Source organism: Candidatus Pelagibacter sp. Uisw_130 (genome assembly GCF_047722505.1).
Lineage (GTDB): Bacteria > Pseudomonadota > Alphaproteobacteria > Pelagibacterales > Pelagibacteraceae > Pelagibacter.
On sequence record NZ_CP159814.1, the window covers coordinates 1179638 to 1203788 of the forward strand.

The following is a 24151-nucleotide window of genomic DNA, read 5'->3' on the forward strand; positions in this document are numbered from 1 at the left end:
ATAAAGTATTAAATGAAAATTTTAATAGTACAAAATAAAATGGGGATTGGAGATATGATAATCTATCTTCCATTTATAGATGCTATTTCTAAAAAGTATAATACACCAGTAAGTATTCTGGTCAAAAAAAGTTCTAAAGCTGACCAATTTTTAAAAGATAACAAAATTATTGAAAAAATAATAATCTTAGAACAGGGTAATAAACTAAAGAATGCTAAGCACCAGGGTTTTAAAGGATTTATAAACTTAACAAAAGAACTTAGAAAATATAACTTTGACAAAGTTTTTATTTTTAACTCGTCACTTAGATTCAACTTAATATCGAGATTTGCTGGTATTAAAGATATTCACCAATATCCCTTATTTTCAAAAAATAAACAACATATTATCGACGCTGCAAAAAAACTTTTAAATAAAGATTTAAATTTAGACACACTGGAAAATCCTAAAATTTTTGTTAATGACAAATCTGTTCTAGAGGCAATATTAAAATTTAAAATTAATAAAGAGGAAAAAAACATTTTACTTGGTATAGGTGGATCAGGCCCAACTAAAAGAATTCCCTCTAAAACTTTTCTAGAACTTATTCGTCAAGTTTCTAATATCTATCCTTGCAAATTTTTTTTAGCTACTGGCAAAAATCAAGAAGAGCAAGAAATTTTAAAAGAAATACTTAATACAGAATTTAAGGACAAATGTGTTCCTCTAGACAATTTAGATATATATGAAACTTTACCAATAATTAAAAATTGTGACATTTCAATTTGTAACGACTCAAGTTTTAGTCATTTATCATCGGGTCTTGGTGTTAAAACCATTGTCTTAATGGCAGATACGCCATTGTTATATGGAAGTTATAGTACGTTAATGTATCCAGTTATGCCAGATGGAGAAAGTACAGTGTCACATGATACTTTAGGCAAAGATAAAATTAATCCAAATAAAATTTTTGAACAATTCAAAAAAATTTTAGATTAGGAAATATTTTTTAAAACAATTTCCTTAGCTTCATTTACAATCGTCGATAACCTTGTGGTCTCTGGTGAAATATCTGGATGTATCTTTTTCTGAATTTTTATGTATGCATTTTTAACATCATCTTTAGTAATATTTTTTTTTATATCTAAATTTAAAATTTTATATGCTTCTTCTAAAGTTAATGTAGATGAGTTTTTTACATTTTGATTTTGATTGAATGAAAATCTTCCATTCTGTCTAAGGGTTTGTATAAGTCTAAATAGACCAATTAATTGGAATATTGAAAACCCTTTTAACTTAACTAAAGCTAGACTAAGCAACGTAAGTGGTATGCTTAATAAAAACTTACCTGCAACCACAAGTAATATTGCTAAAATTATTAAACCTAAAAAAATTAATTTTCTTAAATGTTTTGATATTTTTTTTGATGAAGTGTTGGCTACTAATTTAAGTAAAAAGTAAATAATTCCTAAAAAAACTAGTGTATAAATGATAATATTCATATATTTAATTTGTATCCATGAAAATACCACAACTTAAAAAAAAATCAGAAATAAAAACGTGTCATAATGTTAGTTGGGAAGATGATTATAGCTGGATACATCAAGATGACATCCTGGAAGTTTTGAAGGATAGTAAAAAATTAAACCCTGAAGTCAGAAAATATCTTGAAGAAGAAAACTCATATACTGATTTTCACTTATCAGATACCAAGAACATTCAAAAAAGATTATTTGATGAAATCAAAGGAAGAATAAAATTAGATGACGAATCCTTGCCCTTTAAAGATTTTGATTATGAGTATTGGTCAAAAACAACTACAAAAGGAAATTATTCTATAAAATTAAGAAAAAAAATTGGAACTAATAATATTGAAGAAATTTGGAATGGTGATGAAGAAAAAGAAAAACTAAAAGTAGAATATTTTGGTGTTGGTGATTTAGAGGTTAGTTTTAATGATAAATATTTAGGATACTCTTTAGATACAAAAGGTTCTGAATATTACACAATATATATTAGAGACATAGAAACGAAAAAATTAGTAACTGATAAGATAAGGGAGACATCGGGTGGCATAACTTTTAGTTTAGATGATCAATATATTTTTTATTCAAAACTTGATGAAAATCATAGACCGAGAAAAATTTATAGACACAAATTAGGAACTAAAGTTAACGAAGATCAATTAATTTTTGAAGAAAAAAGTGAGGCTTTTACAGTTGGAATTGGTTTAAGTTCAGATGATAAATATTTCTTTATCAACTCTTCAGACCATAATACTTCTGAACAATATTACTTTGATGTTAATGAAAAAGATCCTAAACCTAAATTAATAAAAAAAAGACTAAGAGGAATTCTTTATTCAGTTAATTCTTGGGATGGTAAATTTTATAATCATACTAATGAAAATGCTGAAGATTTTAAAATAGACATTAGTGATAACTTGGAAAAACCAGACTGGAAAACCTTTATTGCTGCAAAAGATGAAGTTCTAATTGGAGGGTTAACATTTTTAAAAAATTGGATCATAAGATCTGAAACTTCAGATGCTTTAGATAAATTATTTGTAAAAAATATCACATCAGGAATAGAAGAAGAGCTAATTTTTTCTGATGAAACTGTATATGTTCCTGGTGCCTCTTTAATGCAAAGAGATAAAAATACAGACGAGATATACATAAGTTATTCTTCACCTAAGACGCAGTCTAGAGTTTACTCTTATAACTTAAGTACAAAGGAAAAAAAATTAGTTAAAGAACAAGAGATCCCCTCTGGTCATAATCCTGATGATTACATTGTTGAAAGGGTTGATTGTAAATCACACGATGGAAGACTGGTGCCTCTTACAATTACAAGACATAAAAATACCAAACTGGATGGAAGTGCTAAATTGTTACTTTATGGTTATGGTTCATACGGAAGTTCTATGAACCCTAGCTTTTCTACTACTAGATTAAGTTTAATTAATAGAGATATCATCTGGGTTACGGCCCATATTAGAGGGGGTATGGAAAGAGGCATGAAGTGGTGGAAAGAAGGAAAACTGCTTAATAAAAAAAATACTTTTGAAGATTATATTGCTTCTGCAAAATACTTAATTGATAATAAATATACTTCAAAAAATAAGATAATAGGCATGGGTGGCTCTGCGGGTGGTCTTCTTATGGGCGCTGTAGTTAATCAAGCCCCTAAATTATTTCTAGGAATTATAATGGCTGTACCATTCGTGGATTCTTTGACAACAAATTTAGATCACTCCTTACCTTTAACAGTTGGGGAATTTGATGAGTTTGGAAATGCAAAAGATAAAAAAGATCACTTTGATTATATTTATTCTTATGCTCCCTATAACAATATAAAAAAAATGGATTATCCTCATATTCTGATAACAACAAGTTTAAGTGACAACAGAGTTTTATTTGATGAACCAGCAAAATTTACCGCAAAACTTAGGGAATATAAAACTGATAATAATTTATTACTTTTAAAAACTGAAATGAATGCAGGCCATGGTGGTAAATCTGGTAGAGATGGAGCTATAGAAGAAATTGCACTTGATTATGCATTTGCGTTGAAAATTTCTGAAAAAATTTAGTCTTTAGTTTTTAGAAACAACCGTTTGAAACAAAACCAATCACCATAGAATTAGAATCTACTTCAAATCTTCTTTCACAAAGTATTCCATATTTTTTAGAATTATAAACAAGCTCTAGGTTACCCTTATTATTTTTAAAATCTTCATCAGGTTTACCTAATTCAATTTGTAAATTATTGGAACTTTTTCCAATAAATTGGCTTAGCTTTGTGTTTTCTTTTTCAACAATTTTATCTGTTTTGTTTTTAATTGTTTGGCAACCAGAAAATAAACTCAAAAAAAATAAACTTATAAAAAAACTTCTTAATTTTTGCATGATTAACGATATCACCCTAAATATTACATAAATATAAACTTGTGAGTTGAATTATGTTAATAAACCCAGGTTTTTAAGAGTAATAATTTCAAAATTCTAATAATAGTCAAATTCAATCTTAGGAGGATCAATGTTAGAAAAATATTTTAACTACAAAAAACACAAAACTGATTTTAAAACAGAAGTAACAGCCGGCGTAACAACATTTTTAACGATGGCTTACATAATGTTTTTAAATCCATTTATATTATCAGGTGAATTTGCAGGACCAGAAAAAGGTTTCTTTGATTTTGGGGCAGTATTTACAGCAACAATTGTTGCAACAGCGCTTGCTTGTTTCATTATGGCATTCTATGGAAAAACATGGCCAATTGGTTTGGCTCCAGGTATGGGCATTAATGCTTTTGTTGCATTTGGAGTGGTCGCTGGAATGGGCTATACACCTCAAGCTGCACTTGGTGCGGTATTAGTCGCCGGTGTTTTATTTTTAATTATTTCATTAACACCAATTCGAGCTTGGTTAATTAATTCTATTCCAAAAAGTTTAAAACTTGGAATTGGTGCAGGAATTGGATTATTTCTAGCAATTATTGGTTTAGAAATTATGGGTGTAGTTGCGGATCACCCTGTAACTCTTGTCACAATAGGTGATATGAAAAATCCTTTAATTTTACTTGCGTGCCTAGCATTTGTTTCAATGATTGTTATGGAAAAATTAAACATTAAAGGAAATATAATTATTGGAATTATTGGTTTTAGTATTATTGCTTGGGTTTCAGGACTTGCAAAATTTAACGGTGTAGTTGGAAGTATTCCCCCAATGACTTATCTATTTGATTTTGATCTTAATGCTGCTTTTACAGCTGGAATGTCTACAGTAATATTTACATTATTGTTTATAGATTTTTTTGATACTACAGGAACTTTAACTTCTGTAGCAAACGTTGCTGGCAAAATAGATAGCAAAGGTAAAATCCAAGATATAGATAAAGCAATGATGGCTGATAGTGTTGGAACTGTAGCGGGAGCATTAATGGGCACAACTACAGTAACAAGCTATGTTGAGTCTGGTGCTGGTGTAAAAGCAGGTGGAAGAACTGGAATGACTTCATTAACTATTGGAGTTTTATTTTTAGCTTGCCTGTTCCTTTCTCCATTAGCAACAAGTTTACCAAAAGAAATTGATGGAGCTGCACTTTTATATGTGTCAGTTTTATTTGTTAGAAACATTACAGATATTGAGTGGGATGATATTGGCGAATCTGCACCAGCAGTCCTTGCTATGATCGCTATGCCTCTGACTTACAGTATCAGTAATGGTATTGCTCTGGCATTTATTTCTTATGCTTTAATTAGATTGTTTACTGGTAAGTTTTCTTCAACTTCACCAGCGATATGGGTTATTGCGATACTTAGTGTTGTAAGTTTTGCAGTTGCTTAAAAATAAATTTTTAGGGCTGGATTAATTCTAGCCCGATTTATTTTTCTTAATTATTTCTTCCATAGTTAATTCTTCATAATGTTCAGTCGGCTGAACAATCCATGGATCTGAATCTAATTTTACTGGGCAAAAATCAGGCTCAAATGTAGAAGATTTTTTTTTCCACAAACAAGCTGTTTTAACTTCGTTGATATAATTTTTTGTTGGCTCATATTTCATTAACCATTCAATGCTTTTATTTAGAGTTAATCCGGTATCAGACAGATCATCAACTAGTAGCACTTTATCAAAATCTTTATTTTCCGCTAAAGAGCTAATCTCTCTAGCAAACATTAATTGTCCTTGCTTATCTTGCATGCCCTCTCCTGAATAACTTTGGATAACTATATAAGCTATTGGTAATTTTAAAATTCTTGAAAGAATATCCAGTATAGGAGCAGCACCACGCATAATACCAACTAGTACTGTTGGTTTATAGTTATTATGAATTTCTATTGCTAATTTTTCTACAATTTTTGTATACTGATCAAAAGTGATAATTAATTTATCTGCCATAAAATTTCTTATCATATAAATATAAATAAAAAAGAATAAAAATTATGAAAATTTATGATTGCTTTATGTACTTTGATGAAGAAGTAGTAGCAGATGTAAGGCTACATACTTTAAATGAATTTGTTGATTATTTTGTGATCGTTGAAAGCAAATTTACTCATAAAGGGGAGCCGAGAAAACTGAAATTTGATCATAAAAAATTTGAAAAGTTTAAGGAAAAAATAATTTATATAATTGATGAAAAGGTTTACCCACAAACTCAAGAGATACAGACTGAAGATAGTGAAGATGAGAAGTCAATAAAGCTAATTTTTAATGCAACATATAGAGAAAATGGTCAAAGAAATCTTTTACATACAGGACTTAAAGAAGCAAATGATGAGGATTTAATTCTAATATCTGATGTAGATGAAATACCAAAACTAACTGGTTTAAATTTTAAAAATATAAATGAAAAAATAATCTTATTTAAGCAAGATATGTTTTACTACAAATTTAACTTGTGGTTACCCAATTTAATATGGACTGGAACAAAAGCATGTAGGAAAAAAAATTTAATTAATCCCCAATGGCTAAGGAATATAAAGGATAGAAAGTATTCTTTTTTTAGAATAGACACTCTTTTTTCTTCGACAAAATTTAATAGCATAAAAATAATTAATGATGGTGGTTGGCATTTTACAAATATCAAGACACCAAAAGAGATAGAATTAAAATTTAGATCATATTTGCATCATAGAGAATTTGATCTGAACCCCCTTTCAGCTAATCAGATAGGTGAAATAATTAAAAATAAAAAAGCAATCTATAATTTAAAAGTTGATAAAACTATTAATAAATTTGGTAATGGAGATGTTCTGAAAAAATTTGAATTAAGTAAATTACCAGAATACATTATTAAAAATAAAAAAAAATTTTTAGAATGGATGGATTGATGAAAGTATACTGGATAGCTTTATATAAAAGAATAGATAACCAAGAAAATTTAAAAAATTATGGTTCAAAAGTTATTGAAATAATAAAAAGTTATGGGGGAAAACCCCTAGTAAGAGGTGGAAAATTTGAAACTTTAGAGGGTGAAACTTATCCAAGAACTGTAATCTGGGAATTTCCAAGTCACGAACAAGCTATGAAGTGCCATGATTCTAAAGAGTATCAAGATGGTTGGGCTTTAGCCAAAGACACTACTGAGCGAAACCTACAAATTATCGAGGGTTTTAGTACTGAATAGGTTCTGGATCTATACTTCTCCACAGATACCAAGTTGCAACTGAACAATAAGGACTAAATCTTTTATTTAACAACCTTACATAAGATTCAGGTGGTAGATATTTTTTTTTATAATTTTTTGAAATTCCTCTTAAAAGACCAATATCTTGTATAGGCCAAATATTTGAACGATTATAAGTAAATAATAAAATCATTTCAGCTGACCATCTACCAATTTGTCTTAACTGAGATAAATAGATAATAGCTTCTTCATCTGACATCTTAGGAATTAATCTAGGGTTAAATGATTTATCTAATATTTGTTTAGCTAAACTTTTTATTCCCCTAACCTTTTGTCCACTTAATCCACAGCTTTTAAGTTGAGCAAAAGAAAGTTGGGAAATTGTTTTTGCATTAATCTTATTTTTGCACTTCTTTTTAAATTTCAAAAAGACAGAGTTAGCTGCAGCAACACTAATTTGTTGTCCAATAATGCTCTTACATAATGAAAAAAATATATCCTTTCTAGAAGTAAGCACAGCTTCTGAAGGGGATTTATACTTGCTAATTAATAAAGACATCACTCTATCTTTGTTAGTTAGGTATTTTTTTGCACTATTCCAATATTTTGGTTTTTTATTCATGTCTAGTAGTAGATGGTATTTTTTGTTTATGATAAATTTCTCTTCTAAAGATTATAAGTGATGCAAGAACTACAAGTGATGCACCAATTAGTGTTTTTATAGTTGGTATTTCATTCCAAATAAAATAACCAAAAAATATAGCAAACACCAAAGCCAAATATTTTAAAGGTGCTACTAAAGATACTTCAGAAAGTTTATATGATTGGGTTAAAAATAAATTTGCAGAGCCTCCAGTTACTCCAATTAAAGCTAAGAGAATAAAGTCTTGAAAATTTGGCATTATCCATCCCACTGGAATTGTGGCTAAGCCAGCAATTGAAATAGTAATTGTAAAAAAAATTGAGATAAGCCAAATAGGCTCTGTTGTGGACAGCTTTCTAATTGTAATAGTTACAAAAGCCATACCAATACAAAATATTAATGGAAGAAAATAGAGATAATTCATGCCCTTAAAGCCAGGCTCAGCAATTATAATAACTCCTACAAATCCTATTAAGACCGCCAACCATCTAAAAATACCCACTTTCTCACTTAGTAAAAAAATAGATAATACAGTAATAAATAATGGTGCTGCATAGGACAAGCTTACAACGACAGCTAAAGGAAGTTCTCTCAACGCAATAACTATTGCTATCAAAGCCATTAAACCCATAAGACATCTGAATAAATGTTCTTTTGATCTATCAGTTGTATAAAATTTTTTTAACTTACTTTTTGGTATTAGAAAATATGTAGGCAACAGACCAAAAAAACCCCTAAAAAACAAAACCTCCCCAGTTGGGTAGTCACTTGACCATTTTACAAGCAAATCCATAACGGAAAAGGTACATACTGATAGAAACATGTACAAAAAACCTAATTGATTTTTAGTTAGCATAGCAATAATTTGTAAATCAAATTAAAGTATAATCAATGGAAATAGCAGTATTAGGATTAGGATGTTTTTGGGGACCAGAAATTAAGTTTAGCAAACTTGAGGGGGTTATTAAAACTGAAGTTGGATATTGTGGTGGTGGCAGCAAAACAGTCACTTACAAAGAGGTATGTACTGGCAATACAAATCATGCAGAAGTTGTTAAATTAGATTTTGATCCTAAAATTATCTCTTATGAAAAAATTTTAGATTTCTTTTTTGAAATTCATGACTCCACAACCTTAAATTCACAAGGACCTGATTTTGGGACACAATATAGAAGTGAAATATTTTATCTAAGTGACAGACAAAAAGAAATTGCTGAAAATGTTATAAAAAAAATAAATTTAAAATTATCTGGAAATGTTGTAACAAAATCTTCTTTATTAAAAAATTATTGTGCGGCAGAAGAATACCATCAGAGATATTTGGAAAAAAGATAACATGTCTTTAGTTGATACAAATTGGCTAAAAAAAAAATTAGATAAAGTAAAAATTATTGATTGCTCATGGCATATGCCTCAAACAGAACGCAATGGTTTTGTCGAATACAAAAATAAACATATTAAAAATACAATTTTTTTTGATTTAGATAAGAATTCTAAAAAAAATACTGACCTACCTCATATGTTACCAGATGCTAAGTCATGGGAACGTGTTGTGTCCAACATGGGAATTAAAAATGATGATCAGATAGTTATTTATGATAATTCAGATGTAATCAGTTCATGTAGATGTTGGTATAATTTTATCTATTTTGGTCATAATCCAAAATTAGTTCATGTATTAAATGGTGGATTAAAAAAATGGATTGAGGAAGATAGACCAACTACTAGTGATATAATTAAGAATATTCCTTCCAACTATACCGTGCATGAAAAAAAAGAGTTAGTAAAAGATATAAACCAAATTAATAAAAATATTTTAGAAAATAGATTTAATGTTATTGATGCAAGAAGTTTAGAAAGATTTAAAGGTAGTGTTCCTGAACCAAGAAAAGGATTGAGAAGTGGCTCTATTAAAAACTCTTTTTGCCTACCTTTTTCTGAACTTATAAATAAAGATCATACATTTGTTAGCAAAGAAAAAATTTTTGAAAAGTTTAAATCAACTGGATATGAGGTGGGCAAAAATATTACATTTACTTGCGGTTCTGGAGTTACCGCTTCAGTTTTGGCTCTTGCTTATTCTTTAATAGATAATAAATATATGCCTACTATTTACGACGGATCATGGAGTGAATATGGAAAAGATTAAAATATGAAAAGATCAACAAAAATCAGTACAGCAATCCTTGTCTTCTTTTTAATTATTACAATAGTAATCGTTGGAAGAGCAATGATAGGAAATCATTTTAAAAAAAAATTTAGCAAAAGGCCTCCTCCTGGAGTAATTGTTAAAGAAGTAGTTTACAAAAGCTTTTCAGAAAATATTGAAAGCTTTGGTACAGCAGTATCAAAGAGAGCAGAATCTTTTAGAATTAAAAGAGATAATTTAACATCTGAACTAATCCTTAAGGATTATGTAAAAAAAGGTGATCTAATTGTTAAGCTTAAAGATAGAAACATTGTAGCACCTTTTAGTGGTGTTCTTGGATACAGAGGTATTACTGGTGACATTCTTGGTTCGGATAACTCAATTATTATAACTTTAGATGATAACTCGATTATATATTCTGACCTAAAAATTCCTGAAACTTTTGCGTCATTCATTAAAAAAGGTTTGCCCATTAAGGTAAAATTTTCAGGTAACAAAAATAAAACATACGGTGGAAAAGTCTATGCTGTTTCAAGCAGGATTAATGCTGAAACAAGAAGCTTGCTTACAAGGGTTATAATTGAAAATGAAAACTCTGAATTAATTCCAGGCTCTCTTCTAGAGGTTATTATTAATTATAATGAACGGAATTCACTTGCAATACCTGATACTAGTATGATGATAGAGGGAAGCAAAACCTATGTCTATAAAGTTTCAAAAGACAATATTACAAATAAAACTGAAATAGAAATTGGAATAAGAGGTGGTGGATTTATTGAGATAATCTCTGGTCTTAATGAGGGAGAAACTATAGTTGCCGAAGGATTAAAAAAAGTTAGACCTAAAGGTAAAATAAAACCTATTAAAAAATAATGTTTATAACCGATATAAGTATAAGAAGACCAGTTGTTGCGTGGGTAATGTCTCTTATATTAATCGTCTTTGGTATATTTGTTTTTTCACAACTGCCTGTAAGAGAATTGCCAGAAGGCTTACAGCCTCCTGTAGTTCAAATTAAAGTAGACTATAAGTCTGCTTCAGCTCCTATAATTGATCAAGAGGTAACTCAAGTAATTGAAGATGTAATTGGTGGGGTAGAAGGAGTAAAAAATATTAACTCAACATCAGAAAATGGAAGTAGTTCAATTAATGTTGAATTTAATACTGACATTAACCTAGATAATGCAGCCAATGATATTAGAGAAAGAGTCGCTAGAATTGTTGATAGATTACCAAGTGAAGCTGATGCCCCTCAAATACTTAAACAATCAGCAGGGTTTTCAACCACTATGTGGCTAGCTGTATCTTCTGCAACTTGGAGTGACCTAGAACTTGGAGATTATGTTGAGAGATATTTAGTAGATCAATTTTCGAGCGTTAAGAACGTAGGAACTATTAGAACTGGTGGTTTAAGAGATTTAAGTGTTAGAGTTTGGATAGATCCAATTAAACTTGCAGCATACAATTTAACTATTCAAGAAGTTGAGATAGCAATAAGAAAAGAAAATGTAAGTCTACCAGCAGGTACTCTCGAGGCTAACAATATTGATTTAATTTTAAATTTAGATAAATCATATGATGATATAGAAAAATTAAAAGCATTACCTATAAAAAGAAACAAAAATAGTATTGTAAGACTTTCAGATATTGCCAATATAGAGTTCGGTCCAGTTTCAGAAAAAAATCTTTTCAAAGCACAAAGTAAGAATGCTTTAAATCTAAAAACTGTAGGAATTGGTATTTACGCAAAAAGTGGTGCTTCAACAGTGGAACTTTCTAAAGAAATAAATAAGAAAATAGACGAAGTTAAGAAAATATTACCAGGTGATCTAAATATAGAAGTAGCTTTTAACAGAGCAACATATGTTGGTACTGCTATTGATGAAGTATACAAAACTTTGATCATTGCTTTTATACTTGTGGTTATTATTATTTACTTATTCTTGGGAAATATAAAGGCTGTAATTGTTCCAGCAGTTGCACTGCCTGTAAGTTTGATAGCATCTTTTTTAGGTCTTTACTTATTTGGTTTATCAATAAATATTTTTGTTTTATTGAGCTTTATTCTGGCAATTGGAATAATCACTGATGATTCAGTTATAATGACAGATGCAATTTATAGAAGAATTGAAAATGGAGAAAGCCCTTTGGTTGCAGCTTACAAAGGATCAAAACAAATTAGTTTTGCAATCGTTGCTACAACATTAATTCTAGTTGCTGTATTTATTCCCTTAATTTTTATAGATGGAATTGCAGGAACATTATTTAGAGAAACTGCAATTGCTTTATCTTTTTCAGTTGTGGTGTCCTCTTTTGTTGCGCTTACATTGTCACCCATGTTAGCAAGTAAGTTTTTAAAGAAAGAATCTAAACAAAATCTTATAGTTACAAAATTTGATAAATTTTTTAAATCATTATCAAAATTTTATGAAGAAACATTGAGCTATTGGCTAAATAAGAAAAAAATTATTATTTCATTCATTATCTTCACTATTATTATATCTAGTGTTTTATTTCATTTTACAAAAAAAGAATTGTTACCTATGGAGGATCGAGGTGTATATCTTGTTCTTGGGTTTACAGATGAGGGTAGTTCTTTTGAATATACTGAAAAAAGAGCAGAAGATGTTGAAAAAAGATTAATTCCACTTCTTCAGGCTGAGAATAGTCCATATAAAAGATTGATAATGAGAGTACCTGGCTTTGGCAGTAACAAAAATTCTTTTAATAGCTTTATAATAATTGCATTATTGGATGAATGGGCGGATAGAAAAAAAAGTTCAGTAACAATAATGAGGGAAGCAATTGGAAAAATTGTGACAGTGCCAGAAACTGTGGCTTTTCCAATTTCACCCCAATCTATTAGAGTTTCTAGTTATAATAAACCAGTACAAATGGTCATATTAGGTAACACTTATGAAGAATTAGAAGAAATACAATCTAAGGTTATTAGGAAGTTAAGACAAAATAAAAATTTATCAAGGATAGAGTCTGACTATTCTAGAAACAAACCTGAAATCAAACTAGTAATTAATAAAAACAAAGCTAAAGATTTAGATATATCTACTGACTCAATTGGGAAAACTTTAGAAACTCTTTATGGTGGAAAAACTGTAACAAAATTTAATAAACTTGGTAAAGAATATCCAATTATACTTCAACAATACTTAGCGGACCGAAGATCTCAGGAAGGAATTTCTAAAATATTTGTTAGATCAGAAAGTACAGGTAAGTTAATTTCTTTAGCAAATTTAGTTGAGTTTACTGAAAAAGGGTCTGCAAAAAAATTATCAAGATATAACAGGCAGAGAGCTGTAACAATATCTGCAAATATATCTGAATCTTATACGCTTACAGAAGCAATTGCATATCTAGAGCAAGCAATGGAAGAAATTGGCTCTTCTAATCAAATTGCATGGAAGGGTAAATCAGAAGAAATAAAAGAAACTAGCAATGAACTATTTATTATTTTCGGATTAGCATTTCTAACTGCCTACTTAGTAATGGCTGCAACCTTTAATTCATTTATTCATCCATTCATTATTATGTTAACCGTTCCACTGGCTTTGTTTGGAGGTTTGGTCTTTATTCTTTTCTTGAACAGTTCAATTAATATCTTCTCACAAATAGCCCTTGTCATTCTAATTGGAATATCGACTAAAAATAGTATTCTAATTGTTGATTATGCTAATCAGTTAAGAACGGCTGGAAAAAATATAGAAACATCTGTTAGGGAAGCTTGTCAATTAAGGTTTAGGCCCATAATGATGACATCAATAAGCACAATGATTGCAATGATGCCTTTAGTTATAGGGAATATTGGACCAGGTGCTGGTGAGGCTTCGAGACTAGCTGTGGGTGCCACTATTCTTGGTGGAATGATTATATCGACATTCTTTACCTTGTATGTAACTCCAACCATGTATTTAGTATTAGCAAAAAATACTAAACGAATAGATGTTGTTGATATTGAGCTAAAGAAACAACTTCGTTAAAAAATAATATATTTATTTTTATTTAATCTTTTCTGACACTTTTGTAATTGTGACTTGTATTTATTAGATTGTTTTTCTACTTTTTTAGCTAAGCCTATAACTTTCTGATTATTCTTATAATTTTTATAACCACCCCACCCCTCATGATATGCGAGGTATTGTCTAAAAGCATCTTTCTTAGAAATTTTTAAAAGAGACTCCGTTTTATCGGTGTACCACCCAATAAAGTCCACACTATCTTTAAACCTTGTTCTTGTTGCTAACTTATTTCCAGTTTCATTTTTATATTGTTCCCAAGTTCCCTTTACTGCTTGTGAATATCCAAATGAACTAGATGGTCTCTTAAATGGTATAATCTTAAATAATTTTTGTCTTGGAGGTTTAGCTAACCAATCAAAGTCTGATTCCATCTTGATTATAGCTAGCTGAATATAAATTGGGGTTCCCCATTTTTTTTCTGTTTTCTTTGCATGTTTATACCAAAGATATCTTTCATTAAAAATTGAACAGCTATTTGAGGTATTTTGAGGTATTGAGGAGCAGCTATTAGTAAAGATAATCAATAAAATTAAAAGATAATTTCTAATTTTTGACATATCTAATTATAATCTTATATATAAATACTACCAATATAACACCTACAACATTTCCAAATAAATCACTCATTTCAAATCCACGAAATGGAATAATAATGTGAAATAATTCTAAAATAATTGATAGCAAAAACAAATAAACAATCAAAAAATTTATTTTTTTAGTATTGAGAAAAGAAAATATCCCTAAGCTTGAAAGTAGAACAAAAGCATAAATATGATTTGATGAAATTATAAAGTCTCCTGCAATAAGATCTTTAGTAATTTGGGGTTGTATATAGCAATTATCATATAAAAAGCAGCCAAAAATACTGCCTGGAAACAAATATAAAGTTATTAATATGATATTTGCAGAATAAAAACCTATTTTAAAAAAAAATTTTATTTTTCTCATAATAATCTTATTTATTTTATTTCTTTTATCAGTTATCAGAATATATCAAATGGCTCATTTAATTTTAGTAAGACATGGTCAAAGTGAATGGAATCTAGAAAAAAGATTTACAGGCTGGGTTGATGTTGATCTCACTGGACAAGGAAAATTAGAGGCCTGCAAAGCTGGCGAATATATTAAGGAAATTAAAATTGATATTAATCATTTTTACTCGTCATTTCAGTTAAGAGCTATTAATACACTAAAATTTATCCAAGACACATTAAGAGATAAAAGAGAACCGGTTAGAGCCTGGCAATTAAATGAGAGGCATTACGGAGCTTTAACAGGACTAAATAAAGACGAAATGAAAGAAAAACTTGGTGAAGATAAAATCCATGCTTTTAGAAGATCTTGGGATATTAAGCCAGATCCCTTAAGCAAAAATAATCCATATCACCCATTAAATATAGAGGTTTATAAAAGTATTCCAAAAGAAAATATTCCTGACACCGAGTCGCTTAAAGATACCTATGAAAGAGTAATGAAATTTTATATTGATGAAATTCAAGAGAAACTTAAAAATGATGAAAATATTTTAATTTCAGCTCATGGTAATTCTATAAGGGCGCTATGCAAATTTTTATTTAAATTAGATAACCAAAAAATACCATTACTCGAAATACCAACAGGCAATCCACTTTTGATAAGTTTAGATTCAAAACAAAATATTAAAGAATGCTCTTACCTAGATCAAGAAAGGGCTAAGGACTTATTAGCTTTTTAATAATTGGTTATAGATATTAAGATCTGTTAAATGTCTAAATTCTTCTAAGCTCTCAAAACCATATAACTCGTCTTTATCAATTAATTCATTCCAAATATTTAAAATTGAAAAATTGCTGACCTCATATGAGTCAAATAAACTCTTATTCAGGATCTGACACCCCGTATAAATTTTATGATTAAGTTTATCTTTTTTTATTATATTTTCTTTAAGATTGAAATCATTCTTCAAATTTTTATCAAAACTCAAATTTTCATTAGTTAATAGGAGTATATTTTTAACTTTATTTAAAAAATAAAATTTCTCCATATCTTTAATGTATTTCTTATAATTTTCATTCCATAAAGTGTCTGGATTAAATGTAATAAAATCTGTTTCATTAGATGAATTTATCATATTCAAAATTCCGCCACCTGTATTTAAAATATCTGAACCATCATTAATTATCTTAATTTCTAAATTAAATTTCTTATCTTTAAAAAATTGTTCAATTTTTTCACTAAGATAAAATGTATTGATTAAAATTTTTTTAATTCCCAAAGAATGTATTAAATTAATACAATTTTCTAATAAAGTTATTTCGTTTATCTTTAGTAAAGGCTTCGGCGTTGTCAGTGTTATTGGATTCAAGCGTTTGCCATATCCAGCACATAAAATTAATGCAGTTTTAATTTTCATTTATGATTTCTTGTTTTTTTTGAAAAATTAAGGTCTAGTAATCCTTTGAGTTCAGAAAATTTCTTATTATTAGAAATTCTTAATTCAATTAATTTCCAAGCATAAGGAATTAATTTTAAATATTGATTTTTCTTATCCCTCACTGCCAATCTTGTAAATATCCCAATAATTTTCATATTTCTAAGAATAGATAAAATTTCAAAATCACTAAGTAAAGTGGTTTCGTTAACTTTTTTTTTATTTAATTTTAGATAATAACGGTAAATTTTATCTTTAAATATTTTATCTGTCTTAAATCTAACGTCGTCAATTAAGGAAGCTAAATCATAAGTCCTATTTCCAATTAAAGCATCCTGCGAGTCGAGAACTCCTATTTTATTTTTAAATTTCATTAAATTTGACACATGAAAATCCCTATGAACAAAAACTTTTTCTTTTGATTGAAGTTGCATTAGTAAAAATTTAATTTGTTTTTTTATATCAATTTTGAATTTGGTTAATTTATTTTTTTTTACAAATTTTTTTGCATACCATTCACAGAATAAATTTGCTTCGTTAAATAATTTAACATTATCATAAATTGGAATTTTATAAGTTTTTCCTTTAAAGTTTTTAAATTGATTTTGTTTAATTTTTTGAATTACACCAAGTAAATCAACAGTTTTTTTGAAGAGTCTTTCTCTTTGTTTCTTATTTTTTTTTAATAGACTAAAAACTGAGTCGTCTCCAAAATCTTCAATTTCTATATAATTTTTTTTGTAATTTTCACTATAAAGCTTAGGTGCTAAAACTTTATTTTTAATTAAAAGACTATTTATTGCATCATATATTAACAAGTTTTTCTTCTTTTCTTTAGAAGCAAAAACTATGATTGATTTTTTTTTTGATGATAACTTTCTATAAAAAGATCTAAATGATGCATCGCCCTTAATTTTTCTTAATTTATTGTTAGTTTGCAACATTTATTTTTTATTTTTAACTCCCTTAATTGTTAAATACCTTTTATTTAAATCATCATTATATTCAAAAAATAAATCAATTTTGTTATCAATAGTTTTTTTTATTTTCTCAGGCCATTCAACTAATGTGACAATTTCTTCTTTATTTTCAAATAAACCAATATTTTTTATCTCACTATAATCAGTTAACCTGTACAAATCATAATGCTGAATTGTAAAATTTCCAACATCATATTCATTTACTAAATTAAATGTTGGGCTAGTAACTTCAGTTAAATTTATTTTGTTTAATTGTTGAAGATTATGAATGATGTGTCTAATAAATGTTGTTTTTCCTACACCTATTTCTCCGTGAAAATAAGCTACATCTCCTTTGCAAAGTGTTCTCGAAAATTCTTTAGCTAGCCCAGATGTTTTATCTTCTAAGGAGATATCTATTTTTTCGCTATTAGTAGCGATAAGCATCTGGCTTAAATGGACCTTCTGTTTCAACGCTTATATAGTCAGCTTGGTCTTTTGATAATTTTGTAAGTTTTGCTCCCACTTTTTTTAAGTGAAGCATGGCTACTTTTTCATCTAATGATTTTGGTAACACATAAACTTTATTTTCATAATTTTTATGATTATGCCAAAGCTCAATTTGTGCCATTACTTGGTTTGTAAATGATGCGCTCATTACAAAACTTGGATGTCCAGTTGCACAACCTAAATTCACTAATCTACCTTTGGCTAAAAGAATAATTCTCTTTCCATCAACTAATTCTATTTCATCAACTTCTGGTTTTACTTCTGTCCATTTGTAGTTTTTTAAGGCTTCTACTTGAATCTCATTATCAAAGTGACCAATATTACACAGTATTGCTCTATCTTTCATATTTCTCATATGATCTGCAGTAACAATGTCTATATTTCCTGTAGCTGTAACAACAATATCTGCTTTACTTATTGCTTCATCCATTAAAACTACCTCATAACCTTCCATTGCTGCTTGTAGTGCACAAATTGGATCCGCTTCTGTAACCATAACTCTTGCTCCACTTTGTCTTAAAGATGCAGCGCTGCCTTTTCCAACATCACCAAAGCCTGCAACAATTGCAACTTTACCAGACATCATAACATCTGTAGCTCTTCTAATTCCATCTACTAAACTTTCTCTACAACCATACAGGTTATCAAATTTTGATTTTGTTACTGAATCATTAACATTAATAGCTGGGATCATTAATGACCCATCTTTTTCCATCTTATTTAATGCTTTAATTCCAGTTGTTGTTTCCTCTGAAACACCTTTTACATCCTTTAATAAATCTTTGTAATCGCTATGCATCATTGCAGTCAAATCACCACCATCATCTAATAGCATATTTGCTTTCCAGTCTTTTTTGCCTTCTATTGTTTGTCTTATGCACCATACAGCTTCCTCTTCAGTTTCACCCTTCCAAGCAAAAACTGGTACTCCTGCTTTAGCTATTGCTGCAGCGGCATGATCCTGTGTTGAAAAAATATTACAAGAAGACCATCTAACCTCTGCCCCAAGTTCTACTAGAGTTTCAATTAAAACTGCTGTTTGAATTGTCATATGAAGACATCCCAATATTCTTGCTCCTTTTAAAGGTGCTTTTTCTGAATATTCCTCTCTTAATGCCATAAGACCAGGCATTTCACTTTCAGCTATTGAAATTTCTTTTCTTCCAAAATCTGCTAGTGATATATCTTTAACTTTAAAATCATTCATTGCTCGGTTTTATACAATAAAAATTTGATTAATCAACTTATGATTAGACTTTAGGGAACACAATCTCAACATTTGCACCTTTTTGGGTAATATTGTTTGAAGCACTTATGGTAGCACCATGAAGATCAACAAGATTTTTTACTATATTTAAGCCTAAACCAGAGTGTTCACCAAAAGTGTCTGGCCTATTACTATAGAATCTATTAAATATTTTTTTTGTATCTGATTCTTTAAATCCCTTACCTTCATCAATAACTTTCAAAATAATCTTATCTTTATCTTCTTTGTAAATTTTGACTGAGATTTTCTGGCTATCTTTACTAAATGAAATTGAATTATCTAATAGATTTGCAATAATTTGTTCAATTCTATTTTCTATTCCACTGATAAAGTATTCTTCTTGATCATCTTGATCATTTAACATTATCTTAATTCCTCTTTTTGTTTCATAGATATTATTAAAATCATCCACTACAGATCTTGCAATTAACTTAAGATTAATTTTTTTCATTTTTTCTTTACTCAAAGCAACTTCATCTTTTAATATCTGGGAGTAATCAGTAATCAATCTTTCAATTCTTTGAACATCATGATTAAGAATATCAATTAGCTTACTTCTTTGTGACTGATTATCGTTCTCATGCAATAATTCAGACGCACTTTTTAATGATGTTAAGGGGTTTCTTATTTCGTGAACTAAATCTGTTGAAAAATTCTCTGCATGAGAAATTCTTTTTTGAAGTTCATTTGTCATATCATCTAAAGAATTTGACAAAGTTCCAAGTTCATCGTTCCTTCCCTTCAATTCATTTATATTTGTTTTTTTTCTACTCTTTTCTTTAATTATCTTGGTATATGCAACTAAACTTTTTATGGGTCTTAAAAAATATCTATTTAAAACAAAAGAAAATATAAAGATAACTATAGCTATAAAAATTACTGTTCTTAAAATAAAAGTTTTTCTTTCATCAATTGCTGATTTTATATCATTTGCATTTTCTGAAATTGCTAAATAACCGATATTTTTACCATTCAATGTAACATTTTTTACTGTTGTTAATAAAAATTGGTCATATCCTTCTTGAATAAAAGTAAAGGGTTTTCCGTAATCTTTTGACCATGAATAGTTTGTTAAAACATCTTTTAAAGAAACGGTTTTTTTTTTATTTATATTTTTAGCTTCAGTTATTTTATTGCTTTTTTCTTCATTTAAAATTTCTAGCTGAACTATATCTAGTCTATTTGAAAAAGATCTTGGATCTAAATCGAGTGTATCAGTGTCCCCAACTAAATTAAATTGATTATCAAATAAAATAACTCTATCTAGATTTTGAAACAAAAACCTTGTCGAAAATAAAAATCTTCTAATATCTTCTTCTTCAAATTTTATATTTAATCTTAAAATATGCTCAATAGTATTGTTTATTGTTTGAATATGTTTGTTGGTTTTATTTTTTATTAAATTAGGTTTGACATTGCTAATATATAAAAAAGCCAAACTTCCAATAACTAAAAAAATTATTAAATTAATAAATAAAAATTTTTTTAAAATAGATAGGCTTTTGAGAAAATCACCAAACATTAACTAACGTTCCATCTGTATCCACTACCATATCTTGTTTCAATCGCAGTGAAATCAGGGTCGACTTTTTTAAATTTTTTTCTAATTCTTTTAACATGGCTATCTATTGTTCTATCTTCTATATCCGTATCTTCTCTATAAGCAATATCCATCAGTTGTGCTCGTTCTTTAATTATCCCTGGTCTTTTTGCTAATTCTTTAACTATTAAAAATTCTGTTGTTGTAAGTTTGTCTGGTAATTGTCTTCCATCCCATTCACATTCAAGTTGTGACGGATCAAGCTTAAGCTTTCCGTGTGAGATGATGCTTTTAGTTTCTTCAAGATTAATATTTATATCTTTTTTTCTAAGCTGGACTCTTATTCTCTCGATTAAAACTTTGATAGAAAAACCACCTGATTTTTTTATAAAATCATCTGCACCTAATTTTAATCCTAATAATTCATCTATTTCATCGTCTTTAGACGTTAAAAAAATTACAGGTAAAGAGGTTTTTTTTCTCAATTTTTTTAAAAGCTCTTCCCCGTCCATTTTCGGCATTTTAATATCGATAACAGCTAAATCAGGTGGCGTTCTAGCCAGTCCTATTAGAGCGCTCTCACCATCAATATAAGTTTGAACTTTAAATCCTTCTTTTTCAAGAGCAATACTTATGCTTGTAAGTATGTTTCTATCATCATCAATTAGGGCAATTGTTTGTGTTTGCATAATCTACTTTAAAAATACTAAATTGTTCTAATTTAGGCAATGCTCAATAATTAATGAAGTATTCCCCAATTATCACCTGTATTCACATCTACAGTTAAAGGTGTTGAAAATGTATGCAAATCACTTTTAGTAACGCTTGTCATTTCCTCTATAATAAGCGTGGTTATATTTTTGACTTCTTTTTCTGGAACTTCAAAGATTAGTTCGTCATGAATTTGTAATAATATTTTAGATTTATAGTCGTTTATATCGTTAAATTTTTTATCAAGTCTAATCATTGCAAGCCTCATAATTTCTGAAGCTGAGCCTTGTATTGGGGCATTAATTGCTGCTCTTTCTTGAAAATTTCTAACATTAAAGTTTTTATCATTGATCCCATTGAAATGAGATCTTCTCCCAAAAATGTTATTCACATATCCACTTTTTCTACAGAACTTAATAGTATTATCCATAAAAACTTTTATTTCTGGGAATTTTGCAAAGTATGCTTCCAGAAATTCATTCGCCTCATGATTTGAAACGTTGATTTGTTTGGCTAGACCATATTGTGAAATTCCATAGATTATTCCAAAATTTATTGCTTTAGCTTTTCGTCTCATATCTTGGTCAACTTTTTTAATGTCAACATTAAATACTTGGCTAGCTGTAAGTGAGTGAATGTCTTCATTATTTTTAAAAGCTTTTTTTAATTCTTTTACATCAGCTAAGTCAGCTAAAATCCTCATCTCAATTTGATTATAATCTGCTGAAATTAATGTAAAACCTTTTTCAGATATAAAAGCTTTTCTTATATCTTTACCATCCTCAGATTTAATAGGAATATTTTGTAAATTTGGATCACTAGAAGCAAGTCTTCCAGTGGTAGTTGCTGCTAATAAAAATGAAGTATGCACTCTTTTTGTAGAGGGATTAATGTGCTCAGGCAAAGCATCTGAATATGTATTTTTAAGTTTTGATACTTGCCTCCAATCTAATACTAATTGTGGAAATTTATGTCCTTTAAAAGCTAAATCCTCAAGAACAGCTGCGTTTGTTGCAAAGCTTCCCTTTTTTGTCTTTTTGAGCACAGCTATTTTCAGTTCATTATAAATTATTTCACCTAATTGTTTAGGTGATGCAATATTAAAATTTTTTTTTGAAATCTTAAAAACTTCTTTTTCTAATTTGTTAATTTTTTTCTCAAACTTTTCAGATAGTGTTTTTAAAAATTTATTATCAACTTTTATTCCCTCAATTTCCATGAAAGCTAATATTTTGATTAATGGTTTTTCAAAAATCTCATAAATATTAGTTAATTTTTCTAATTTAAGATTTTTACTGAAAATTTTATATAACCTGTAAGTTATATCTGCATCTTCAGCTGCATACTCCATTGCTTTATCTAGCTCAACATCACTAAAATTTATTTCTTTTTTACCAGCCCCAACTATCTCTTTAAATGAAATAGTTTTATGCTGTAAATGAATTTCAGATAAAGTATCCATGTTATGACGATTTTTTCCAGCATCGAGAACATAAGACATCAACATTGTATCTTCCATTGAATTCATTTTTATTCCCTGTTTAAACAAAACAATAAAATCAAACTTAATATTTTGACCAATCTTTTTTACACTCTTGTCTTCTAAAAGTGGTTTTAGTTTTTTAATAACAGTTTCTTTTTTCAAACATCCTTTAAACTTATGAGCAATTGGAATGTAACAGGCCTTACCAATTTTAGTACTTAATGAAATTCCTACTAAATCAGCTTGATGGGCGTCTAATGAACTAGTTTCGGTATCAATTGCTAGTTCTCCAGCTTCTTCTGCTTCGTTAATCCACTCATCTATTTCTTTTTCATTTGTAATTAAATGATAATTCTTTTTATTTACGTTTTGCTGTTTTTTTTCAGGTTTTCTCTCACTTGCAATTTCTCCTAATTCAGGTTCTCCATATGCAGAAATGACAGAGCTAAGAAGTCTATTAAACTCCATTTCTCTTAAAAATTTATATAGCTTATCTTTATCAATCTCCTTTAGATGAAATTCTTCTATCTTTCTTTCAACTGGAGCATCCTTCATTAGTGTTACTAATTTTTTACTAATTATCGCTTTATTTTTGTTTTCTATAAGTGTTTCTCTTCGTTTATTTTGTTTTATTTCTTGAGCGTTATCTAATAACTTTTCTAAAGTTCCATACTTATTAATCAGTTCTGCTGCAGTTTTTACTCCTATCCCTGGAACACCAGGAACATTATCACTACTGTCTCCAGCTAAAGATTGGACATCAATAACTTTTTCAGGACCCACTCCAAATTTAGTCACTATATCTTCAGATGTTATAAATTTATTTTTCATTGGATCGAATATACGAACGTCTTTTCTATACAATTGCATTAAGTCTTTATCTGAAGAGACTATTGTTACCTTAGCACCTTTTGCTAAAATTTTTTCTACATAGGTGGCTATTAAATCATCTGCTTCATAATTTGGAAGGTCTACAGATGGTAAATTAAAAGCAACTACAGACTTTCTTATGTACTCAAATTGTGGTGCCAAATCATCTGGGGCCTCTGATCTATTAGCTTTGTAGTCTGAATAAATTTCATTTCTAAAAGTTTTTCTAGCTGCATCAAATATTACTGCAAAGTGTGTAGGTTTTTGAAGATTTTCATTTGATTTTGAATCCTCTAATAGTTTAAATAGCATACTGCAAAATCCACTAACTGCACCAACAGGTAGACCATCACTTTTTCTAGTTAAAGGTGGTAATGCGTAATAAGCTCTAAAAATATAACCTGAACCATCTATTAAATAAAAATGGTCTGTTTTTTTAATTTTGTCCATTAAATAAT

The 24151-nt window shown here is 28.8% G+C and carries 24 protein-coding genes; 10 read left to right on the forward strand and 14 right to left on the reverse strand.

Annotated elements, in window-relative coordinates:
* Nucleotides 1–12 precede the first annotated feature (12 nt).
* On the forward strand, nucleotides 13–978 hold the full coding sequence (locus ABXT55_RS06410) for a glycosyltransferase family 9 protein (protein WP_415284482.1): 966 nt from the start codon (nucleotides 13–15) through the stop codon (nucleotides 976–978).
* On the opposite strand, the gene ABXT55_RS06415 is transcribed toward ABXT55_RS06410, so the two are convergent.
* A complete protein-coding gene (locus ABXT55_RS06415) occupies nucleotides 975–1481 on the reverse strand; it encodes a J domain-containing protein (RefSeq protein WP_415284483.1) in 507 nt (168 codons plus the stop codon). The genes ABXT55_RS06410 and ABXT55_RS06415 overlap by 4 nt on opposite strands.
* A 17-nt stretch (nucleotides 1482–1498) precedes the next feature.
* Here ABXT55_RS06415 and ABXT55_RS06420 point away from each other — a divergent pair, with 17 nt between their 5' ends.
* Nucleotides 1499–3574, forward strand: a complete 2076-nt coding sequence (locus tag ABXT55_RS06420) for a S9 family peptidase (RefSeq protein ID WP_415284484.1) — start codon at nucleotides 1499–1501, stop codon at nucleotides 3572–3574.
* A 10-nt stretch (nucleotides 3575–3584) separates the two neighbouring features.
* On the opposite strand, the gene ABXT55_RS06425 is transcribed toward ABXT55_RS06420, so the two are convergent.
* Nucleotides 3585–3890 (reverse strand): hypothetical protein, encoded by a 306-nt coding sequence (locus tag ABXT55_RS06425; protein ID WP_415284485.1) that lies wholly within the window; start codon nucleotides 3888–3890, stop codon nucleotides 3585–3587.
* Between the two features lie 130 nt (nucleotides 3891–4020).
* Here ABXT55_RS06425 and ABXT55_RS06430 point away from each other — a divergent pair, with 130 nt between their 5' ends.
* Nucleotides 4021–5331 carry an NCS2 family permease gene (locus ABXT55_RS06430; protein ID WP_415284486.1) on the forward strand — a complete coding sequence of 437 codons (1311 nt, stop codon included), beginning with the start codon at nucleotides 4021–4023 and terminating at the stop codon, nucleotides 5329–5331.
* 27 nt (nucleotides 5332–5358) lie between these two features.
* Here the strand turns inward: ABXT55_RS06430 and ABXT55_RS06435 are convergent, their stop codons facing one another.
* On the reverse strand, nucleotides 5359–5901 hold the full coding sequence (locus ABXT55_RS06435) for a phosphoribosyltransferase (protein ID WP_415284487.1): 543 nt from the start codon (nucleotides 5899–5901) through the stop codon (nucleotides 5359–5361).
* 29 nt (nucleotides 5902–5930) lie between these two features.
* Between ABXT55_RS06435 and ABXT55_RS06440 the strand changes: the two genes are divergently transcribed.
* Nucleotides 5931–6821, forward strand: a complete 891-nt coding sequence (locus ABXT55_RS06440; RefSeq protein WP_415284488.1) for a hypothetical protein — start codon at nucleotides 5931–5933, stop codon at nucleotides 6819–6821.
* A complete protein-coding gene (locus ABXT55_RS06445) occupies nucleotides 6821–7117 on the forward strand; it encodes a DUF1330 domain-containing protein (RefSeq protein WP_415284489.1) in 297 nt (98 codons plus the stop codon). The genes ABXT55_RS06440 and ABXT55_RS06445 overlap by 1 nt, the downstream gene beginning before the upstream one ends.
* On the opposite strand, the gene ABXT55_RS06450 is transcribed toward ABXT55_RS06445, so the two are convergent.
* Nucleotides 7104–7739 carry a DNA-3-methyladenine glycosylase family protein gene (locus ABXT55_RS06450; RefSeq protein ID WP_415284490.1) on the reverse strand — a complete coding sequence of 212 codons (636 nt, stop codon included), beginning with the start codon at nucleotides 7737–7739 and terminating at the stop codon, nucleotides 7104–7106. The two genes, ABXT55_RS06445 and ABXT55_RS06450, sit on opposite strands and share 14 nt — an antisense overlap.
* Nucleotides 7732–8616 carry a DMT family transporter gene (locus tag ABXT55_RS06455; RefSeq protein WP_415284491.1) on the reverse strand — a complete coding sequence of 295 codons (885 nt, stop codon included), beginning with the start codon at nucleotides 8614–8616 and terminating at the stop codon, nucleotides 7732–7734. Before ABXT55_RS06455 ends, ABXT55_RS06450 begins: the two co-directional genes overlap by 8 nt.
* Nucleotides 8617–8651: 35 nt before the next feature.
* Between ABXT55_RS06455 and msrA the strand changes: the two genes are divergently transcribed.
* From msrA to ABXT55_RS06475, 4 genes are read left to right on the forward strand one after another with little or no spacing between them, the layout of a single operon-like run.
* The gene (gene msrA, locus ABXT55_RS06460) at nucleotides 8652–9095 is read left to right on the forward strand and encodes a peptide-methionine (S)-S-oxide reductase MsrA (RefSeq protein ID WP_415284492.1); all 444 of its coding nucleotides are present in this window, start codon (nucleotides 8652–8654) and stop codon (nucleotides 9093–9095) included.
* Between the two features lies 1 nt (nucleotide 9096).
* Complete coding sequence (locus ABXT55_RS06465) at nucleotides 9097–9909, forward strand: sulfurtransferase (protein ID WP_415284493.1); 813 nt, start codon at nucleotides 9097–9099, stop codon at nucleotides 9907–9909.
* 3 nt (nucleotides 9910–9912) lie between these two features.
* On the forward strand, nucleotides 9913–10782 hold the full coding sequence (locus tag ABXT55_RS06470) for an efflux RND transporter periplasmic adaptor subunit (protein WP_415284494.1): 870 nt from the start codon (nucleotides 9913–9915) through the stop codon (nucleotides 10780–10782).
* The gene (locus ABXT55_RS06475) at nucleotides 10782–13904 is read left to right on the forward strand and encodes an efflux RND transporter permease subunit (RefSeq protein ID WP_415284495.1); all 3123 of its coding nucleotides are present in this window, start codon (nucleotides 10782–10784) and stop codon (nucleotides 13902–13904) included. Before ABXT55_RS06470 ends, ABXT55_RS06475 begins: the two co-directional genes overlap by 1 nt.
* Here the strand turns inward: ABXT55_RS06475 and ABXT55_RS06480 are convergent.
* Nucleotides 13901–14500, reverse strand: coding sequence for a lytic transglycosylase (locus ABXT55_RS06480; RefSeq protein ID WP_415284496.1), 600 nt, complete (start codon nucleotides 14498–14500; stop codon nucleotides 13901–13903). The genes ABXT55_RS06475 and ABXT55_RS06480 overlap by 4 nt on opposite strands.
* The gene (locus ABXT55_RS06485) at nucleotides 14487–14891 is read right to left on the reverse strand and encodes a hypothetical protein (protein ID WP_415284497.1); all 405 of its coding nucleotides are present in this window, start codon (nucleotides 14889–14891) and stop codon (nucleotides 14487–14489) included. The genes ABXT55_RS06480 and ABXT55_RS06485 overlap by 14 nt, the downstream gene beginning before the upstream one ends.
* Before the next feature lie 49 nt (nucleotides 14892–14940).
* Here ABXT55_RS06485 and ABXT55_RS06490 point away from each other — a divergent pair, with 49 nt between their 5' ends.
* Nucleotides 14941–15657, forward strand: a complete 717-nt coding sequence (locus ABXT55_RS06490) for a 2,3-bisphosphoglycerate-dependent phosphoglycerate mutase (protein ID WP_415284498.1) — start codon at nucleotides 14941–14943, stop codon at nucleotides 15655–15657.
* Here the strand turns inward: ABXT55_RS06490 and ABXT55_RS06495 are convergent.
* From ABXT55_RS06495 to polA, 7 genes are read right to left on the reverse strand one after another with little or no spacing between them, the layout of a single operon-like run.
* Nucleotides 15646–16335, reverse strand: a complete 690-nt coding sequence (locus tag ABXT55_RS06495) for a sugar phosphate nucleotidyltransferase (RefSeq protein ID WP_415284499.1) — start codon at nucleotides 16333–16335, stop codon at nucleotides 15646–15648. The two genes, ABXT55_RS06490 and ABXT55_RS06495, sit on opposite strands and share 12 nt — an antisense overlap.
* Nucleotides 16332–17297, reverse strand: coding sequence for an aminoglycoside phosphotransferase family protein (locus tag ABXT55_RS06500; RefSeq protein WP_415284501.1), 966 nt, complete (start codon nucleotides 17295–17297; stop codon nucleotides 16332–16334). The genes ABXT55_RS06495 and ABXT55_RS06500 overlap by 4 nt, the downstream gene beginning before the upstream one ends.
* Complete coding sequence (gene tsaE / locus ABXT55_RS06505; RefSeq protein ID WP_415284502.1) at nucleotides 17298–17759, reverse strand: tRNA (adenosine(37)-N6)-threonylcarbamoyltransferase complex ATPase subunit type 1 TsaE; 462 nt, start codon at nucleotides 17757–17759, stop codon at nucleotides 17298–17300.
* Entirely contained in the window at nucleotides 17743–19029 is a 1287-nt protein-coding gene (ahcY, locus tag ABXT55_RS06510; RefSeq protein ID WP_415284503.1) for an adenosylhomocysteinase, read from the reverse strand. The genes tsaE and ahcY overlap by 17 nt, the downstream gene beginning before the upstream one ends.
* Before the next feature lie 43 nt (nucleotides 19030–19072).
* A complete protein-coding gene (locus tag ABXT55_RS06515; protein WP_415284504.1) occupies nucleotides 19073–20611 on the reverse strand; it encodes a sensor histidine kinase in 1539 nt (512 codons plus the stop codon).
* On the reverse strand, nucleotides 20611–21318 hold the full coding sequence (locus ABXT55_RS06520; RefSeq protein ID WP_415284505.1) for a response regulator transcription factor: 708 nt from the start codon (nucleotides 21316–21318) through the stop codon (nucleotides 20611–20613). The genes ABXT55_RS06515 and ABXT55_RS06520 overlap by 1 nt, the downstream gene beginning before the upstream one ends.
* 50 nt (nucleotides 21319–21368) lie before the next feature.
* Nucleotides 21369–24143, reverse strand: a complete 2775-nt coding sequence (gene polA, locus ABXT55_RS06525) for a DNA polymerase I (RefSeq protein WP_415284506.1) — start codon at nucleotides 24141–24143, stop codon at nucleotides 21369–21371.
* Between the last annotated feature and the right edge of the window lie 8 nt (nucleotides 24144–24151).

Excerpts from the sequence above, each read along its gene's own strand:
- ABXT55_RS06470 (WP_415284494.1), top strand. The coding sequence starts at position 9,913 with ATGAAAAGATCAACAAAAATCAGTACAGCAATCCTTGTCTTCTTTTTA.
- ABXT55_RS06500 (WP_415284501.1), bottom strand. The coding sequence starts at position 17,297 with ATGTTGCAAACTAACAATAAATTAAGAAAAATTAAGGGCGATGCATCA.
- ABXT55_RS06515 (WP_415284504.1), bottom strand. The coding sequence starts at position 20,611 with ATGTTTGGTGATTTTCTCAAAAGCCTATCTATTTTAAAAAAATTTTTA.
- ABXT55_RS06450 (WP_415284490.1), bottom strand. The coding sequence starts at position 7,739 with ATGAATAAAAAACCAAAATATTGGAATAGTGCAAAAAAATACCTAACT.
- ABXT55_RS06435 (WP_415284487.1), bottom strand. The coding sequence starts at position 5,901 with ATGATAAGAAATTTTATGGCAGATAAATTAATTATCACTTTTGATCAG.
- ABXT55_RS06465 (WP_415284493.1), top strand. The coding sequence starts at position 9,097 with ATGTCTTTAGTTGATACAAATTGGCTAAAAAAAAAATTAGATAAAGTA.
- ABXT55_RS06475 (WP_415284495.1), top strand. The coding sequence starts at position 10,782 with ATGTTTATAACCGATATAAGTATAAGAAGACCAGTTGTTGCGTGGGTA.
- ABXT55_RS06440 (WP_415284488.1), top strand. The coding sequence starts at position 5,931 with ATGAAAATTTATGATTGCTTTATGTACTTTGATGAAGAAGTAGTAGCA.
- tsaE (WP_415284502.1), bottom strand. The coding sequence starts at position 17,759 with ATGCTTATCGCTACTAATAGCGAAAAAATAGATATCTCCTTAGAAGAT.
- ABXT55_RS06455 (WP_415284491.1), bottom strand. The coding sequence starts at position 8,616 with ATGCTAACTAAAAATCAATTAGGTTTTTTGTACATGTTTCTATCAGTA.
- ABXT55_RS06425 (WP_415284485.1), bottom strand. The coding sequence starts at position 3,890 with ATGCAAAAATTAAGAAGTTTTTTTATAAGTTTATTTTTTTTGAGTTTA.
- ABXT55_RS06420 (WP_415284484.1), top strand. The coding sequence starts at position 1,499 with ATGAAAATACCACAACTTAAAAAAAAATCAGAAATAAAAACGTGTCAT.
- ABXT55_RS06415 (WP_415284483.1), bottom strand. The coding sequence starts at position 1,481 with ATGAATATTATCATTTATACACTAGTTTTTTTAGGAATTATTTACTTT.
- ABXT55_RS06410 (WP_415284482.1), top strand. The coding sequence starts at position 13 with ATGAAAATTTTAATAGTACAAAATAAAATGGGGATTGGAGATATGATA.
- ABXT55_RS06490 (WP_415284498.1), top strand. The coding sequence starts at position 14,941 with ATGGCTCATTTAATTTTAGTAAGACATGGTCAAAGTGAATGGAATCTA.
- ABXT55_RS06495 (WP_415284499.1), bottom strand. The coding sequence starts at position 16,335 with ATGAAAATTAAAACTGCATTAATTTTATGTGCTGGATATGGCAAACGC.
- ABXT55_RS06520 (WP_415284505.1), bottom strand. The coding sequence starts at position 21,318 with ATGCAAACACAAACAATTGCCCTAATTGATGATGATAGAAACATACTT.
- polA (WP_415284506.1), bottom strand. The coding sequence starts at position 24,143 with ATGGACAAAATTAAAAAAACAGACCATTTTTATTTAATAGATGGTTCA.
- ahcY (WP_415284503.1), bottom strand. The coding sequence starts at position 19,029 with ATGAATGATTTTAAAGTTAAAGATATATCACTAGCAGATTTTGGAAGA.
- msrA (WP_415284492.1), top strand. The coding sequence starts at position 8,652 with ATGGAAATAGCAGTATTAGGATTAGGATGTTTTTGGGGACCAGAAATT.
- ABXT55_RS06445 (WP_415284489.1), top strand. The coding sequence starts at position 6,821 with ATGAAAGTATACTGGATAGCTTTATATAAAAGAATAGATAACCAAGAA.
- ABXT55_RS06480 (WP_415284496.1), bottom strand. The coding sequence starts at position 14,500 with ATGTCAAAAATTAGAAATTATCTTTTAATTTTATTGATTATCTTTACT.
- ABXT55_RS06485 (WP_415284497.1), bottom strand. The coding sequence starts at position 14,891 with ATGAGAAAAATAAAATTTTTTTTTAAAATAGGTTTTTATTCTGCAAAT.
- ABXT55_RS06430 (WP_415284486.1), top strand. The coding sequence starts at position 4,021 with ATGTTAGAAAAATATTTTAACTACAAAAAACACAAAACTGATTTTAAA.